We start from the raw sequence: 17,187 nt of genomic DNA, 5'->3' as shown, positions 1-17,187 counted from the left end.
CTTATTTGTTATATAACGACCAATCTATATCAGCACCAAGTAAATGCTCTTGTTGCCAACCAAGTTGAAATTTATTCATAAAATTAATGTGCGCATGCCATGACTGTGGGTACGCTGACACATTCAAATAAGACTGACCTTGATTGAGCTGTGGGAAGAACTTGTCTTTACCTGCATACTTTTGCAGTTCGACGTTAGTTAAAACTGAAAATTGGCTGATATCTGGCAGTATGATGCCGTCTACTTGAAAGCTGTTGGCAATTGAAAAACCTTCTGGATCATAATCACCAAAATAGTAGAGCGGTAATTCTGATTGGTGTTTATCGATAAAACGTTTAACTTCATCTGCCCGCTTACCATTTTGGCTGTCGCCACGATAAACGACGAGTGCGTGTTTGAAGACGGGGTTATTTTTCAGTTGATGGAGATAGTACATGGGCGTGAAGTTTTCACAGATGATAATCGCATCGTGTTCGATACTGTCGATCATGCTATGACGAAGATCTTGACCAGCAGCATGAATAGAACGAAATAAAGAACTTACTTCTTGGTTAAGTTTTAATTGTCCGGCTGCGTTATTCACTAAAATGATATCTTGTGATGCATTTGCGCCGACCTTTTCATCATTGTGTCTTGCTGCGTTAGCAATTCGGTCACCATTGCAGTAGAGATCGGTTAATACATCAAGCCCTATTTCTGCTTTAATAAAAGCTTGTAACTCTTCTGCTTCGCCAGCGCGTAGCTTGAAATATATTTTTTGTTTTGTTCTTTTGGATGCTGGGATCACTTGTTTATGACCTAAACCGGATAACGCCCGTATTTCTGCGTTAATTTCATCGTATTTTAGGCCTTGTTCATTCGATTCAATTAGTTTTTTACAGCGATTATATAGCGTCCTGCTAATCGTCATCATTAATCTCGCAGTAATTGAATATCGCGAACGCGTAAATTGCCTGAGATTAATATCGAACCCGGTAATTCAGTGGTGCTGGCGTTAGGAAAATCAATCGCCATCACTTTTCGCACGGCGGGCGCGCACTTGTAGTATTCATTATAAAGAATACTTAACCATAAATGTTTCGGTAAAATATCGGTGAGCTGGTTGTCTTGCTGCCAATAGTGCAGGGCCGAGAAGGGGTCACCTTTATTACTCAATACTTGGGTAAACAACGCTTCGCACTGTGACAATACATAGTCGGCTTCGAGTTGACGGGCTTTTTGTTGTAAGTCATCAATACGACCACTGCTGCGTAAATCAACGGTGTCAGCATCTGACTTACTTTCTTTACGCAATGAGTTGTAAATGTCGGTGAGTTCTTCTTGCTGTACCTGATTGCTAATATCAACACTGGCTGATAATTGCAGTGGCGCAACGCGATTGAAGATAGCCGGTACTTGCTCACGTTCCGCGTAGTCGTCTAATTCCCAGATTGGATTGTCTTTCAGGAATTTAGACATGGCCTTAAGGCGGGCTACTTGTTCATTTTGCTTACGCAGGGTCATGAGTAATTGACGCATGCGATGAACCGCGCCTTCTAACTGACGGTTAATACGACGATAACCATCAATAAAGAAGGTGACTTTACGGCTGAGCTCGGCAGGCACATCATCCCAATTGAGCCAATCATATACATCACTAAGATTAATATCGGCTAGCGCATTGAGTAGACCTTCGGTATAAGCGATGGCTTTTTCATTTTCATGGATCTTACTTTCTAAGCTATCCACAAAACCGAACTTACTGGTGATCGCCGCGAACAAGCCACTGACACTGTCTTCTAATTCATAAACAATGCCGTAAAGCTCTTCGTCAACCTGACTTAAATAGAAGGCAACTTCATTGTGCTGACCGGTTAATAATGCACGCTTATACGACTTAATATCGCCGTCAATGTGTTGCATGACTTTGGCAATATCAGTACGTTTACGATAAGACGCATGGCGTAATAATAGTTTGTCTAGAATACGCTTTAAGTTGATGGCCAGCATATAAGTGCCATCTTCTTCACTTGGGCGGATCAGCCCATTCTTGGTGAGCATTTCTAACAAGGCGGTGTTCTCACCATTATCAATAATGCCACCATCGAAATATGCTTGCGCTAACATGCTGCTGTTTGTCTTAGCAAACGAGGTGCGTATTATCTGGGCAATTTTTTCGACTTCAGAAGCGCTTTGCAACTGTGACATTAAAACATCTCCGACTGTGAGTCATCGAAGATAGGGTTATCTTGTGTTTCTAATTTCAACGATTCACTGTCATTAATAAAATCAATTAACTCGTGAATGTAATTCATTTTAGCGGTGATCTGATAAAGAGTACTACCCGTCTCTAAACGTTGTACGTAGCCAGCATCAGCTAATTTTTTTAAGATAAAGTTAAGTTGTTCCGAGATATCATTACGGCTAGTTTTGAAAATACCTTTATTGGTTAATAACGCCAATTGTTGTTTTAACGTTGGCTCGTGCTCAATACCACGTAATAACTCAGACAAACGAATGGTATCGCCTGCGCGCATGGCACAATCATGTACCAGGGCGGTCATGGCGAGATCTAAAAAGTTAACCAATGGACGGAAAATATCACGTACTTGGCGTAACTGCTGACGAATATCTGCGCGGTTTTCTTCTTCAATGGTGCAGTAACAAGCGACAAAGGCTAAGCCGTCTTCAATCACTTTTACCTTACGGTTAATCAAACGCAGGTAATCATTTATCTTTTCAAATAAGCTTTGCTCAGACAGGTAGCGGTATGCATCAGGTCGACTGACCTGACAAATGGTATGACCCTGTAACAATAATTCAACGGTAGTTTGAAACATGGGTTAACCCTCTTCTTGCATAGTGACTGGTGTCGTTGCGGCTATGATTGATGCTGTAGTTGTAGACGACGTCTCTGCGCTTACCGGTGACGTTAATTCAGGCTCTGCTGCTAAGGCTTGTTTGGCATCCCCATTTAACAGTGCCATGAGTGGATCATCGTCAACATTCATCTGGATCAGACGTTTGTTACGGCTATCAATTTCATATAGATGATCGAATAATTGCAATACTGATTTATCGGTTGACGGTGATGCTGTCATGATCAGAATGCCGTGCTGGTTTAGCATCGTTAGCATCGCCTGAATATTTTCAGCGTGGAGCTCACCTAATTCATCCACAGGCCAAGTGATCACGGTATTTGCATCGGGGCGTAACATGGTCGTTAAGCCGGTAAAGAAGGTGATTAATGCCAGATAAGATAGACCCGTTGATGATACATCTTCCAATTCTTTTGGCGTTGTCGCACGAGTCGTTCGACCATTTTCCACAATGGTGAATTCAATATCAAATAACTCATTGTGCTGCATGCTATTGTTTTTTGGCAATACCGCCGACAGTTCATCTAAGCTATCGATTAAGTCTTGTGGAATGCTGCGATCGTGTGTGAGTTCGGTATTGGCTTGGTATGCCTCAAACGCCGCGTTTACATTCTCAAGCTGTTTCCAGTAACCTAACTTGTCCATTTTAGTACGAATAGCAATTTTAATATCACCAAGGGCGGAGAAGAACTGCTTACCATTCATGTGGCTAGACAGTTTACGACCGGTACGGGTAATGTTGCGATCAAAGTTACTTAAATGGGTATAGATAGATAAAATATCGTTAGCCCGTAATTCCACTTCGTGCGTTGTCGATGTTTGCAACAATTTGGCATTTTTCAATACATAGCTCAACTGCTCACCGCTGTTAATCGCTTCTTCCAGACGGTAGTTCACCATCTCTGGATCACTTTCAATGCGGTTTTCTAACCAGCCAATTTGCAGTGTACTTCTTGAGTAACGTTTTAATTCACTGCTAATTTTATTCACCGAGCTTAATACATTACTTTGTTGTTTACCTAACAGACTCATTTGACTGTTGGTTAGCTTAGAGATGTTGTTGACGCTGTATTCTGGTAAATCATCATGTGTCACAGCCGGGTAGTCTGCAAGTTTGACGAGGCTGTTATCTAAGCCTTTTAATTGTAATACTAAGTCAGTAACGAGCTTATCGAGCTGGGTTTTTTCTTGTTCTAGCTTATCGGTTGACTGCTGATAGTCTTGCTTTTTATCTTTTAATTGCTGTTGGAAACGTTGGATCGCAGTATCTAAACGACGTAAACGCTCTCGACCTGGTTCCACTTGCGACCATGATGTTTCTAACCAGCTATTATACTTATCTGCTTTTTGTTGGAATATTTTGGCATTCTCAACCGCTTTCATGGTTTGTTGTATTTTCGCTTCAAGGGCGTTAAAGATGCTGGCATTAATCCCCGCGTCACTCAGTGCGGCTTGGAGGGCATCGGCAATACGTTGCATTTCAACTTGTGCTTCATTGCGCAGATTATCGAGTGATGACTGGTAACTATCAATACGCTGATTATAGTCAGTCTCTAGCTGGCAATGTACGCCTAAACGTTCGTTGTTGAGTTCGTTATGACGACTTTGATAGTCAACTTTCGCTTGGCTTAATGCTTGTAGTGCTTGAACTAAGAGTAGTTCTGTATCCGCTAATTCAGTTTGTACTCGCGCAATCGCTAAGGTTTGATGCTGTTCTAATTTACTGTTTAATTCATCTTCTTCATTTACTAAGCTAGTGAGTAGTTGATTCTGTTTAAACAGTAATTGCTTGCTCGACATTAATTGTTTATCAAGCTCTTCTACGTCTTTGTTGATCAGCTCAAGTGCTTGTTGCAGTTGTTCTAGTTCCGCTTTCTTAGCGCCAATCTGCGTTGTGATATGCTGTTCTTTTTCTGCTAATGCACTGTCTGTAAACGACGCATTTTCTAGGGTGTTCAGGTTTATTTTGATGCCATAAAAGTCTTGCACTTGGGTTAGCGCGGTTTCAGTATCGGCTTGTTTCGCTGCGTTAGCAAATGCGGCTAATAACTCTGGTTCAAGATGCAGGTGCTTTAATAACTCAGGGTTAATGACACGACCAATGTTGTTTTGCCAGTTTGGCACGTGTTCAACAAGGAAGGCATGTAAAGAACCTTTGGCTGGGCTTAATAGCGTTTGTACATCGCGGTGCTGCTGCGCTAAATGGTTTAATTCAATTTTTAAGCGATCGTTGGTTTGCAGCGCTTGATGTTGTTTTTGGCGTAAGCTTTGAGACTCGCTGCTAACACGGTTGTAGGCTTCTTGACGCTCGCTAATACGACGACGACACTGGCTTAAATTCTGTTGTAATTGCTGAGATTGGTTTGTAAGTTCTGGATCAGATTGCGGTTGTGTCAACTGCAAATTAAGCGAGATCTTAGTATGTTCAAGCGGTGTTTTATTTTCGGTTAATTGATCAACCTGCGCTTGTGTTTGAGTTCTTAATTCACTTTCTAACGTCGCATAGTGCAGTTTATTTTCACTTAACTCGGTGGTAAACTGCTGACGCTGAGAACTGATCTCGTTAGTCAGCTGTTGCTCACGCTTGTTAAAATCAAGCTCTTGCTTTTGCTGTTGTTCGGTAAATGTGCGACTAAGATCCGCTGATTTTTCACTTAATAAGGTTTGTTCATTATTTAGATTGATTAAGCGTAAGGTAAAATCAGATAACTCAGAACCACGTTGCTGATAAGTTGCTGCTTCATCATCTTCAAAATCAATCTTTTCTTGTTCTAACTTATCCAGATCGTGTTTTATTTCGCGATGCGCTTTTTCTTCATCGTGGCAGGCGTCTTCGATCGCTAATACTTGCTGTCGGTGTGCTTCTTTTAAGTCGGACAGTTCAAGCAGTACTTCTTTTAAACGCGTGTCCGCGGTGCCTTGATCTTGATTACACTTCTGTTGGTAGATATCAGCAAGGTGATGCAGGTGCTGTAGATCTTTTTTTATTTCAACCAGTGAATCAATGTCAGTTAATGACGCTAGGATCTTCTCTTCTAGATTGAGAATTGCTTGTGATGAATGCAGATCGGCTAGCCAGCTATCGATATCGCTTTTATCAATATTAACCATGTCAGTAACGTTATGGCTAAGCATTTCCGAACTGATGGCGTCTTGCGAGATCTCGATGATCATTTGTTTGATTACGTCGAAATTAGAGATCTTATTAAATACCGAGGTAATGACTTTTTCAATGTGCTTAATTGGTGTTTGGCTCATTGAAAAACGTTGTTGCAGTGCACGCAGTGATTTCTTGCCGCCGAGATCACGATGATTCTGAATGACTCTTGCATAATCATCGACACTTAGCAGGCTACTTACTTCACAACGAACCTGAGTACGATAGTTACGTTTGATGTCATCATCGCTAAAGATATTACCCTCGTCATCAAGGTACATTTTGATATCAAACGGACTGTCGATAAAGCGGTACTGCAGTTTATCGCCGTCGCTTTTTATCAGTACGTGACACAGTTGGGGATCTGGCGTACCGTTTGGACGCTGGTAGTCAAAAATGATGTAGCTGGTTTTACGTGGTAAATAATACGCGGCAAATGATTTCTTGTTGGCATTACGTTCAACAATACGTCCAGGTCGCGCACCCCAAAACAGCATCGGCAGTTTAAGTAGTGTTGTTTTACCGGCACCATTGGTCCCCGCTACTTTGATATTACCTGTGTTATTTAACTCAAGTAATTTACCCGGCCAAAAGCTATCAATAAGGTAAGTTGTGCGACAAAGATATTGTTGTGAAGAATCAGTCATGATTATTATTTTGCAAGAAATCGAACCGCATATTTTAACTGAATGGTGCACAAGATGTAAGAAAAAAGATAAGTTAAATCGGGTGATGCGTGGTTCTGCTCAGTTTATCAGCAACTTTACGTTTCAAGTTGGAATTATGCAAATTTAGTGAATATTCTTGCATATCTATAATAATCCCATACAATTCGCTAGATTATTGTATATTAACGAGCGTAAATTAGGTTGTTACGGTATTTTATGTCGCAACCTGGCTTGATTTAGGAATTATTGATGGAAAACAAACTTGGACTAGGCATGTTAGTGGCATTGGTATTCAGTACCATGGTCGGTGCCGGAATATTTAGTCTACCGCAAAATGTGGCTGTATCCGCATCACCTGGCGCCATTACACTGGGTTGGTTGATTACGGGTTGCGGTATGTTAGCTCTGGTGTCGGTATTACGTAATCTTGTGGTGCGCTACCCTAATTTGAATGGCGGTATTTTCTCGTATGCGCAAGCGGGTTTTGGTAACTACATCGGTTTTATGTCGGCTTGGGGTTACTGGATCTGTAACTTATTGGCGAATGTTTCCTATGCAGTGGTATTTTTCAGTGCGATTGGCTATTTTGTCGATACCCCAGAAAATCCAATGATGGGACAGGGTAATACACCGATTGCGATATTAGGTGGTTCGTTATTAATCTGGTTTATGCATGCGTTGGTATTACGTGGTGTGGCTCGTGCGGCCTTGATTAATGTCTTTGCGACGATTGCTAAAATCATCCCTATTTTAACCTTCATTTGTTTGGTTATTATGGCATTTAAGCTAGATAAATTTACCCTTGATTTTTGGGGTGAGCAAACACCGGAATTAGGCTCGGTATTAGACCAAGTTAAAGCGACTATGATGGTGACATTATGGGTGTTCATTGGTATCGAAGGGGCGGTTATTTTATCTAACCGTGCGCAAGACAAACGTGATGTGGCGAAAGCAACCGGTATTGCGCTGTTCTCGGCATTAATACTCTACATCGCGGTGAGCTTGTTTACCTTAGGTGTGATGACGCAACCGGAAGTCGCCGCATTACAAAATCCATCAATGGCTCATATTTTAGAAGTGATTGTCGGACCTTGGGGCGCAATGCTGATCAATGCGGGTCTGATTATTTCAGTATCCGGCGCGTTATTAAGCTGGACGGTGATCAGTGCCGAAGTCCCTTTCATTGCTGCGAAAGAAGGGTTGTTCCCGAAAGCATTTACCAAAGAAAACAACAACGGCGTAGCAACAACATCATTGTGGTTCTCATCTTGTTTGGTGCAGCTGTTTTTGATCTTAACCTTGTTACAAGAAAGCTCGTATTTAGCACTGGTCAACATTGCTACTTCGGCGGTGTTATTACCGTACTTCTTAGTCGGTGCTTACGGCGTAAAAGTAGCGCTAAGCGGTGAAGGTTATAGTGCCACTGAAAGTCGTAAGAAAGATCTTGTTATTGCATTAGTATCCTCATTTTATGGTGCTTGGCTTGTGTATGCGGCGGGGGTTGAATACATGCTGCTATGTGCATTGTTATATTTACCGGGTGTGTTGGTTTACAAAAAAGCCCTTAGCGAAAAACAGCAGGCATTTAGCAAGCGAGATTACGCTTACTCTCTGTTGTTACTCGCTGGCGCTGCGGGGGCTATTTACCTGTTATCAACGGGTGTGCTGTCACTTTCTTAGCGTATCGACCACCATTGTTTAGTGTGTAGACCACCATCATTGCCACTTTCTTATATCAACTTAGATACTTTATTATTTCAAGTTTGATATAGTACGACCTCAAATGTAGGTGTGTGTTTAAAAGGATTTATCGTGATGATTGTGGTTTTATATTTAGTTTTAGGTGCTGCGGCAGGGTTGATTGCAGGGCTGTTTGGTGTCGGTGGCGGTTTAATTATCGTGCCGGCATTAGTCTTCTCTTTTAGCTTACAAGACCTTTCGCCACAGGTACTGACGCAATTAGCCATTGGTACTTCGCTAGCAACCATTATCTTTACCTCGATGAGTTCGATAAAAACCCATCACAGTAAAGGGGCCATTGATTGGTCTCTGGTCAAGCGCCTGACGTTTGGTATTGTGATTGGTGCGGTACTAGGCAGTATTTTTGCTGACTATTTGCCCGGTGAAACATTGCAAATGATCATTGGTATTTATGCATTAATCGTGGCCGTGCAAATGGGTCTTAATTTAAAACCAAACGCAGAGCATGAGTTACCAACGGGTGCCGGATTGAGTGTTGCAGGTGGTGTTATTGGTGCAATTTCAGCATTATTTGGTATTGGTGGTGGTTCGCTAACCGTGCCTTACTTATCTTGGTGTCGTGTGGAAATGCGTAATGCGGTTGCTACTTCTTCCGCTTGTGGGTTACCGATTGCGGTAGCGGGTATGTGCACTTATATCATTACTGGCTGGAATAACCCTGAATTACCCGAATACAGCTTGGGTTATATTTATTTACCGGCGTTCTTTGGCATTATCATTACCAGTACCGTGTTTGCGAAACAAGGGGCAAAATTAGCCCATTCTTTGCCAAGTCATATCCTAAAACGTTATTTTGCGTTGTTGCTATTGGGTGTTGGTTCGAAGTTTATTTTCTTCTAAAACGAACATTTTATTGATCTAGGCTATAGACTCTTTGAATACCTACTCATTTAGTATAGGGTTGTGAAAGATCCTATGTAAATCATGTTAAAATTCATCCCCTAAGTAGTAGTTTACTAAGGGGCCGCCTTGTTGATACTAACAACTGCGATTAAAGCATTACAGCAACTGATTATTCATGCTCAGCCAGAGCAAACTCGTCTTTCGGTCGAGTTACAGCCCTTGCATTCCACCGAACTGATTGAGTGGTTTGACGCTCAAGTTTTATTCCCTCAATTCTATTGGCAATCTCGAGACGGCGATGAAGAAGTCGTCGCGTTAGGCCAATGTTGTCATTTTAATAATATCAATGCTGCTAAAGGCAAGTTTTCTGGACCGCAGCGAATTTGGGGTGGGTGTGATTTTAGTCATCAAGAATATTATTTTTTACCGCAAATCGAATTAACGCGTAACACCAATAGTTGGCAATTATCGGTGAACTTACCTGCTGATCCAGTGTTACTTCACAAAGATGCTGGAAGAGATAGTACCGCGCAAGCTTATGATAAAACGGTGTTGCTTGAAAGTTTAGCGAATCTAATTACGCCTGCACCGACACCCATCCCGTTATCTTACAAGATTGAAGCGCGTAGCCACTATCCTGAATTTAACCAATGGTCTCACCTTGTCACTAAAGCATTAACTGCAATTAAGCAGCAGCGATTTGCTAAAGTTGTGTTAGCGCGACAAAGTATACTGACTTTAAACCGTCCCCTTTCTGCGGCACAGTTTTTACAGAAAAGCCGCCAAGTCAATCAGCATTGTTTCCACTTCATTTTCGCGCTTAAGCCAAACGATTACTTTGTTGGCTCGACCCCAGAGCGATTATTTACCCGCACCCGCACCCAATTGCACACCGAGGCGTTGGCAGGCACGGCGGCACGCAGTGATGATGCACGAGAAGATCGCGCGTTGGCCAATTGGTTATTACATGATCCTAAAAATCGTTATGAAAACCGTTTGGTGGTGGATGATTTAATGTCGCGTTTAGGTACCCGTTGTACTTCGTTACAAGTATCTATGCGACCAGAATTAGTTAAATTGCGTAAAGTGCAGCATTTAAAGCATCACATATCAGGTGAACTTGTTGCGGGTGTTGACGATGCTGAGTTATTAGCTAGCTTACAACCAACGGCTGCGATCGCAGGATTACCACGTCAACCGGCATTAGATTTCATTGCCGAGAATGAACCATTTTCACGGGGTTGGTATAGCGGTGCGCTTGGTTATGTGAGCCAACATAAAAGTGAGTTTTGTGTTGCGATCCGCAGTGCTCGAATAGTAGAAAATGAATTACAACTGTTTGCGGGGGCAGGGATAGTGCCGGGGTCTGATCCAATGAGTGAGTGGCAAGAATTAGAACGTAAAACAGCCACCTTATTAACCTTGCTTGAACCTGACAGTAATGAGCATAGTGATACCAACGACCATCACGATCATAAGCAGAAGCATGTGCTTGCCAATTTATTTACCTCGGAGCAACAACGCGCATGATGACGAATCAATCGCTTGCAGACATACAAGCGCCATTAAATCGTTTATGGGCGCGTTTAATTTTAGAAGAGCTGTGTCGTTTAGGTGTACGCCATGTGTGTGTCGCGCCAGGTTCGCGCTCTACGCCTTTGGTATTGGCGGCTGAAGCACATGACAGTTTAACCTTGCACTGTCATTTTGATGAACGTGGATTAGGTTTTTATGCGTTGGGGTTAGCTAAATCATTATTAGCGCCCATTGCTGTGATTGTTACCTCGGGAACCGCGGTCGCTAATTTATTACCGGCGGTAGTTGAAAGTGGCCTAACGAAGGAGAAATTAGTGTTACTCACGGCTGATCGGCCGCTAGAGAAAATTAATTGTGGCGCTAATCAAGCTATTCAACAAGCCGGGTTATTCTCAAGTCATGTTTGTCATCAACTGTTATTGCCTAGCCCAAGTTTAACCATCACGCCACAATGGTTACTGAGCAACATTGACCAAAGTTTAGCGCTGCAGCAGCAAGTGGGGGGAACTGTGCATATTAATTGCCCTTACCCGGAACCTTTATATGGGGGCGAGGCTGATTTTAGTGATTACCTTACTGGTATAAATAGCTGGCAGACTTCACTGCAAGCATATTCATCTATTCATATGCGGTACATTGATGTTACTGATGATAAATACGCAGATCTGCATGGCAACATGCCAGTCGTGCACAAAAAAGGCTTAATCGTGATTGGCGCACTCGCACTCGCGGATATGCAAGCGGTCAAGCAATGGGCGGCTGTCTTAGGCTGGCCGGTATTGGTCGATCCGCAATCGGGGGGGAGCAGTGCTTGGGCGCATTATGATATCTGGTTACAAAATCAAGCATGTCACGATAAGTTAGCGGAAGCGGAAGTGTTAGTCCAGTTTGGTGCTCGCTTAGTGTCAAAGCGTTTAGGTCAGTTCATTGCACAACATGACTGGCAAGATTACTGGTTAATCGCCGAACAAACAGGGCAATTAGACCCTTATCATCACCGCTGTAAACAATTTATCAGTCCGATATCATCTTGGTTAGCGTTGTTCGCAAGCGGTAAATTAAATACCCAGTTAAGTGCAACTGTATCATCCAATAGCCGTGTGTTTGCCGACGTTAGCCAGTGTTATCCTGCTATTTACGGGTATGAATGGGCTGAAATACTCACCAGTGCCAGCAGTAAAGTGCGGCAATTAGTCGAAACCAATTATATTGATAATTTAACTGAGATAAGTTTTGCTGCTACGTTAGCTACTTGTCTCACTATGCCTCGTTTAACCTCTGCAACGAGTTTATTTATCGGTAACAGTCTGACTGTCCGATTATTGGACATGTTTGCCCAATTTCCCAACGTTCCCGTGTTTAGTAATCGAGGGGCTTCGGGGATAGATGGTTTGCTGGCGACTGCAGCAGGGGTACAGCAAGGCCAACAACAAGCAATGCTCTGCCTGTTGGGCGATACGTCTTTGTTATACGACCTAAATTCGCTGGCTTTATTTTCCAATCCGACATTGCCAAGTGTGATCGTGGTAGTGAACAATGACGGCGGTGCGATTTTCGATATGTTGCCTGTTGCGCAGCAGCAAAAAGAACAATTGTATCGTATGCCACATGGATTTAATTTTAAACATGCTGCGGCAATGTTTGATTTAGATTATATCCAACCTCGGAGTTTGGCTGATGCGCTTTCGGCGATTGATCACGGGTTAAATCCGATGAGTGATATTACGGGTAAAATACGCACTTTATTGGTCGAGATCGTGACACCCGCAGGGGCCGCAGCCCAGCAACTTAAGCAATTGTTTAGCGAGGTTGAAAATGCGCAATTTATCTAACAGTGTCATCACGACACCGACGCTATTACCGTTATATTCAGAATCGTTTGCACCCGTTAATAACCCAGAAAAAGGTGCTATAACAAAGCCTAGTTTAGTGTTTTTACATGGTTTGTTGGGCTCAACGGCAGATTGGCAGCAGGTAGTTGCACACTTATCATCGGACTATCAGTGTATCTGTATTGATTTACCTGGGCATGCGGGTAGCCAAGCTGTAACGGTTAATGATTTTCAGGATGTGCAGCAACTTATCATTGCGACGTTGGCACAGTATGAACTAGAGCATATTGTTTTTATTGGTTACTCGTTAGGGGCGCGTATTGCCATGACGATCGCCGACGAACCCGCCGTTAATTGGCCGTACACTATCGATGGCATGTTATTAGAAAGCGGTAACCCGGGTTTAAATAGTAGCGCCGAACAATTACAACGTGGATTACATGATTTAGGTTGGGTGACACGGTTTAGCGAAGCGCCATTATCTCAAGTCTTACCAGATTGGTATCAGCAAGGGGTATTTGCATCATTAACCATTACGCAAAAAACAGCACTGATTGATACACGTAGTCAAATACAAGCAAACCACAACGGCTTTAATGGTGGCGTGCAGATAAGCAAAATGCTGGCTGCAACGTCATTATCGAAACAAAGATTTTTGTTACCTAAATTACAAAACGCCGAGTTTTATGTGCGAATGGTATGTGGTGAGCTAGACCCTAAATTTTTACAGTTAACCCAAGCAAGTCAGCTGGATTATCGTGCTGTTGCTAAAGCTGGGCATAACGTACATGCAGACCGACCGATTGTATTTATTGAGCTAGTCAGTGATTTTGTCAGTGAGATTGTGAGCAAAAAAGCGTTATGTAAGCATGCAGCTTAAGGCCGTTTAGATAGTTAGATTCATCGATTAGCTATTCATATATATATTAAAAAAATTAACAGATTAGGAAAAATCATGTCAAGAACAGTTGGTATTACCGAAGAAGAACTATACGCACAGATTGAATGGCAAGATTGCACTGGCGAATACCAAGATATTCATTTTCATAAATCACCCGATGGTATTGCCAAAATTACCATTGCGCGTCCACAAGTACGTAATGCATTTCGTCCACAGACAGTAAACGAAATGATGCAAGCATTAGCAGATGCGCGTTATGACTCAAAAATCGGGGTGATCATTTTAACTGGACTTGGCGAACATGCCTTCTGCTCGGGTGGTGACCAGAAGGTCCGTGGTGATTACGGCGGTTATAAAGACGACGAAGGCATGCACCACTTAAACGTATTAGATTTCCAACGCCAGATCCGAACGTGTCCGAAACCTGTGATTGCCGCAGTAGCGGGTTACGCTGTTGGTGGTGGTCATGTGCTACACATGATGTGTGATTTAACCATTGCTGCAGATAATGCCCAATTTGGCCAAACTGGTCCTAAAGTTGGCTCGTTTGATGGTGGTTGGGGTGCATCGTATATGGCGCGTATTGTCGGGCAGAAGAAAGCCCGTGAGATCTGGTTTTTATGTCGTTTTTATGATGCCCAAGAAGCGTTAGATATGGGATTAGTGAATACCGTTGTGCCATTGGCTGAGCTAGAACGTGAAACGGTACGTTGGTGTCGTGAAATATTACAGCACAGCCCGATGTCGTTACGTTGTTTAAAAGCCGCATTAAATGCAGACTGTGATGGTCAGGCTGGCTTACAAGAACTAGCAGGTAACGCCACTATGCTGTTCTACATGACAGAAGAAGGGCAAGAAGGGCGTAATGCCTTTAATGAGAAACGTCGTCCTGATTTCAGTAAATTCCCACGTAACCCTTAATTAAATGCCTCGTAAGGTTAAGCTGTACCATTATCAGTTATCTTTAGACTGCGCCATGATATTACGCGACCAGTCGCTGACTGTGCGTGAAGGTTGGATAGTTGAATTACAGGAGAGTGCTCAATTGCAGGGAAATACTGAACAGCCTAACCGCAGTCAGCCGTATAAGCTGGGGCGTGGTGAAATTGCCCCTTTACCTGGATTTAGTCAAGAGACAGCAACTCAAGCCAAGCACCAACTGGAAAGCGTGATTAACAGCTGGTTAGCACATGGCGTCGTGGATCTGAGTACTTGTTGTCCGTCTGTTGCGTTTGGCTTTAGTATGGCACTTTTGGAATTGGAAAATGGACTAGCGCAAACTATTCATTGCAGCAACAATCATCATCACGCTAACAGTGCGCTATTATTGGCTGCTGATTATCGATTAATAAAAGCTAAACATGCGCAACTTGTTACCAGTACTTTATGTAAGTTAAAAATCGCCACCCAACCAAGCGTTGCGGCTGCTCGCCATGACGGTGACATTGCGCGGTACTTACTGCAGACGTATTCACACTTACGCCTACGTCTAGATGCGAACCGCCGCTGGTCATTGGCTGCCGCGCTGGCATTTGCAAATCAGCTCCCTGCTGAATATCGTCAACGTATCGATTTTATTGAAGAGCCTTGTCATACCCCGAGTGATTGTTTACAGTTTTCGCGACTAACCGGCATTGCTATTGCGTGGGATGAAAGCTTACGCGAAATAGATAAAAACGGGCAAGAACAGGGCGCATTACCGCTTATTTCCTCGTCAAATTCAGGCGTTAACGGCATCGTTGTTAAAGCCATTGTTATTAAACCTATGCTGACCGGCACTGTTGCCTATTGCGCTAAGTTAATTGAACTCGCGCATCAACAGGGATTAACAGCGGTGATCAGCTCAAGTCTTGAATCTAGTTTTGGACTAACGCAATTAGCGCGTTTGGCACAATTATTAACCCCAGATACAACACCAGGGTTAGATACGGTCAATGTATTTAAGCAGCAACTCGTTGAACCTTGGCCAAATTGTACATTACCGTTAACGCCCTTATCTCGGTTATCCGTGACTAACTATCAATAACAATAACAAAGTATGAATAAATATGAGCAAGTATCATGAAAGATGACGTTGGTTTTAAGCTATGGCCTTGGCTGCATTGGGCGGATCTAAACCCTGAACAAGTGGCGTTGGTCTATGGTGAGCAGCAATTTACGTGGCAGCAAGTTAATGGTTTAGTTAACAGTTATGCCAAACAGTTAAGTGGGCAAGGTGTACGGGAAGGGCATGTCATCGCCGCAGTAAGCACTAACAATTTAACTGTATTGTGGTTGTATTTGGCTGGTTTACGACTGGGCGCGTGCTGTGTGGTATTAGATCCGAAGCAGAGTAGTGAACAATTAAATGATAAACTTGAAACGTTAGCTGCAACGTATATTTGGCTATCTGATCCCGAATTTAATGTGTTAAACGACCTGCATTATAGAGGTGCTAAGCCGTTAGTGTTTACTTGCTTCCCAGAGTTTTATATTGATAGTGCTGTTGTAGATGTAGATGTAGATGTAGAAGCTGAATGGCAAGCACAGCGATTAGCCAGCATCGTGTTTACTTCTGGCTCAAGTGGCAAAGCCAAAGCCGTGGCGCACAGCGGTAACAACCATTTATATTCTGCGGCAGGATTATTGCAATCGTTCTGTTATACCGCGCAAGACAGTTGGTTATTATCCTTACCCTTATTTCATGTATCTGGACTGGCGATTGTGTGGCGTTGGTTATTTGCTGGTGGACAACTGGTACTGCCGTCAGCGGACAGTTTGGTTGCACAGTTATCACAAGTGACGCATGCTTCTTTAGTGCCGACTCAACTGAAACGTTACCTTAACGAACTTGATATAGCGAAAGACACGATTAGCCTGAAACGTATCTTGTTAGGTGGTGCGGTGATCCCGGTGGTATTAACCGATAAAGCCAGGTCTTTAGGCATTGAATGTTGGTCCGGATACGGCATGACCGAAATGGCCTCTACTGTTACCGCTAAACGAGCGGATAGCAGCGCGGGTGTTGGCACTTTATTAGCACATCGTTCATTAATTATTTGCGGTCAGAGCATTAAAGTACGCGGGGCTAGTTTGGGGATAGGTTATTATTATCGTGGCGTATTACGGAGTATGACTGACGATAAAGGTTGGCTGGTCACGGGCGATCTCGGCGAGAAGAGGCTCGGTGATAAACGGGCTGATGAACTTTTTATTTTAGGCCGCAGTGACAATATGTTTATTTCTGGTGGTGAAAATATTCACCCAGAACAAATTGAACGCGTGTTACTTTCGCATCCGTTAATTAATCAAGCCTTGGTGTTTCCCTGCGAAAATGCAGAGTTTGGTCAGCGTCCGGTCGCGGTGATTGACTCAACAGAACCGCTATCCGTTAAAGATATGAATAAGTTCTTAGTGGGTAAACTGATTAAATTTATGTGGCCAATAAAATATTATTCGTTACCGGATAGTATAAATGTGAGTGGTATCAAATTGATGCGCGCGCCAATTCAACTTTGGATCACAAATTTATACAAATAGTTGAGCTAAATGGTGATTATTCTTGCATGTTATCAATCTAACTTGGTGTTGGCTTTGTTTTCTTGTAGTATACATAATCTTCCTTATTCATCAGATGAATAGCGACATAGTA

Annotated in this window: 12 protein-coding genes; 8 read left to right on the top strand and 4 right to left on the bottom strand. The window is 42.9% G+C overall.

What is annotated here, in order from left to right:
• Nucleotide 1 precedes the first annotated feature (1 nt).
• From MORIYA_RS06590 to MORIYA_RS06575, 4 genes are read right to left on the bottom strand one after another with little or no spacing between them, the layout of a single operon-like run.
• Nucleotides 2-913, bottom strand: a complete 912-nt coding sequence (locus MORIYA_RS06590) for a DUF7281 domain-containing protein (protein WP_232011543.1) — start codon at nucleotides 911-913, stop codon at nucleotides 2-4.
• Complete coding sequence (locus MORIYA_RS06585; RefSeq protein ID WP_112713732.1) at nucleotides 913-2,187, bottom strand: hypothetical protein; 1,275 nt, start codon at nucleotides 2,185-2,187, stop codon at nucleotides 913-915. The genes MORIYA_RS06590 and MORIYA_RS06585 overlap by 1 nt, the downstream gene beginning before the upstream one ends.
• Nucleotides 2,187-2,819: a condensin complex protein MksE gene (locus MORIYA_RS06580; protein WP_112713730.1), complete on the bottom strand. Its 633-nt coding sequence runs from the start codon at nucleotides 2,817-2,819 to the stop codon at nucleotides 2,187-2,189. Before MORIYA_RS06580 ends, MORIYA_RS06585 begins: the two co-directional genes overlap by 1 nt.
• Before the next feature lie 3 nt (nucleotides 2,820-2,822).
• Entirely contained in the window at nucleotides 2,823-6,662 is a 3,840-nt protein-coding gene (locus tag MORIYA_RS06575) for an ATP-binding protein (RefSeq protein WP_232011542.1), read from the bottom strand.
• 270 nt (nucleotides 6,663-6,932) lie between these two features.
• Between MORIYA_RS06575 and MORIYA_RS06570 the strand changes: the two genes are divergently transcribed.
• From MORIYA_RS06570 to menE, 8 genes are all read left to right on the top strand, one after another.
• On the top strand, nucleotides 6,933-8,363 hold the full coding sequence (locus MORIYA_RS06570; protein ID WP_112713728.1) for a basic amino acid/polyamine antiporter: 1,431 nt from the start codon (nucleotides 6,933-6,935) through the stop codon (nucleotides 8,361-8,363).
• A 135-nt stretch (nucleotides 8,364-8,498) separates the two neighbouring features.
• Nucleotides 8,499-9,284, top strand: coding sequence for a sulfite exporter TauE/SafE family protein (locus MORIYA_RS06565; protein WP_112713726.1), 786 nt, complete (start codon nucleotides 8,499-8,501; stop codon nucleotides 9,282-9,284).
• A gap of 129 nt (nucleotides 9,285-9,413) precedes the next feature.
• Complete coding sequence (locus MORIYA_RS06560) at nucleotides 9,414-10,817, top strand: isochorismate synthase (protein ID WP_112713724.1); 1,404 nt, start codon at nucleotides 9,414-9,416, stop codon at nucleotides 10,815-10,817.
• A complete protein-coding gene (gene menD, locus MORIYA_RS06555) occupies nucleotides 10,814-12,655 on the top strand; it encodes a 2-succinyl-5-enolpyruvyl-6-hydroxy-3-cyclohexene-1-carboxylic-acid synthase (RefSeq protein ID WP_112713722.1) in 1,842 nt (613 codons plus the stop codon). Before MORIYA_RS06560 ends, menD begins: the two co-directional genes overlap by 4 nt.
• Entirely contained in the window at nucleotides 12,639-13,535 is an 897-nt protein-coding gene (gene menH, locus MORIYA_RS06550) for a 2-succinyl-6-hydroxy-2,4-cyclohexadiene-1-carboxylate synthase (protein WP_112713720.1), read from the top strand. The genes menD and menH overlap by 17 nt, the downstream gene beginning before the upstream one ends.
• Nucleotides 13,536-13,610: 75 nt before the next feature.
• A complete protein-coding gene (gene menB, locus MORIYA_RS06545) occupies nucleotides 13,611-14,477 on the top strand; it encodes a 1,4-dihydroxy-2-naphthoyl-CoA synthase (RefSeq protein ID WP_112713718.1) in 867 nt (288 codons plus the stop codon).
• 4 nt (nucleotides 14,478-14,481) lie between these two features.
• Entirely contained in the window at nucleotides 14,482-15,582 is a 1,101-nt protein-coding gene (menC, locus tag MORIYA_RS06540) for an o-succinylbenzoate synthase (RefSeq protein WP_112713716.1), read from the top strand.
• A gap of 35 nt (nucleotides 15,583-15,617) precedes the next feature.
• On the top strand, nucleotides 15,618-17,075 hold the full coding sequence (gene menE / locus MORIYA_RS06535) for an o-succinylbenzoate--CoA ligase (RefSeq protein ID WP_112713714.1): 1,458 nt from the start codon (nucleotides 15,618-15,620) through the stop codon (nucleotides 17,073-17,075).
• The last annotated feature ends 112 nt before the right edge of the window (nucleotides 17,076-17,187 follow it).

Source organism: Moritella yayanosii (genome assembly GCF_900465055.1).
Taxonomy (GTDB): domain Bacteria; phylum Pseudomonadota; class Gammaproteobacteria; order Enterobacterales; family Moritellaceae; genus Moritella; species Moritella yayanosii.
Note: the sequence above shows the minus strand (reverse complement) of the source record. Positions and strands in the feature narration are given on the sequence as shown.

Excerpts from the sequence above, each read along its gene's own strand:
- MORIYA_RS06585 (WP_112713732.1), bottom strand. The coding sequence starts at position 2,187 with ATGTCACAGTTGCAAAGCGCTTCTGAAGTCGAAAAAATTGCCCAGATA.
- menH (WP_112713720.1), top strand. The coding sequence starts at position 12,639 with ATGCGCAATTTATCTAACAGTGTCATCACGACACCGACGCTATTACCG.
- menD (WP_112713722.1), top strand. The coding sequence starts at position 10,814 with ATGATGACGAATCAATCGCTTGCAGACATACAAGCGCCATTAAATCGT.
- menE (WP_112713714.1), top strand. The coding sequence starts at position 15,618 with ATGAAAGATGACGTTGGTTTTAAGCTATGGCCTTGGCTGCATTGGGCG.
- MORIYA_RS06580 (WP_112713730.1), bottom strand. The coding sequence starts at position 2,819 with ATGTTTCAAACTACCGTTGAATTATTGTTACAGGGTCATACCATTTGT.
- MORIYA_RS06575 (WP_232011542.1), bottom strand. The coding sequence starts at position 6,662 with ATGACTGATTCTTCACAACAATATCTTTGTCGCACAACTTACCTTATT.
- menB (WP_112713718.1), top strand. The coding sequence starts at position 13,611 with ATGTCAAGAACAGTTGGTATTACCGAAGAAGAACTATACGCACAGATT.
- MORIYA_RS06565 (WP_112713726.1), top strand. The coding sequence starts at position 8,499 with ATGATTGTGGTTTTATATTTAGTTTTAGGTGCTGCGGCAGGGTTGATT.
- MORIYA_RS06570 (WP_112713728.1), top strand. The coding sequence starts at position 6,933 with ATGGAAAACAAACTTGGACTAGGCATGTTAGTGGCATTGGTATTCAGT.
- menC (WP_112713716.1), top strand. The coding sequence starts at position 14,482 with ATGCCTCGTAAGGTTAAGCTGTACCATTATCAGTTATCTTTAGACTGC.
- MORIYA_RS06590 (WP_232011543.1), bottom strand. The coding sequence starts at position 913 with ATGATGACGATTAGCAGGACGCTATATAATCGCTGTAAAAAACTAATT.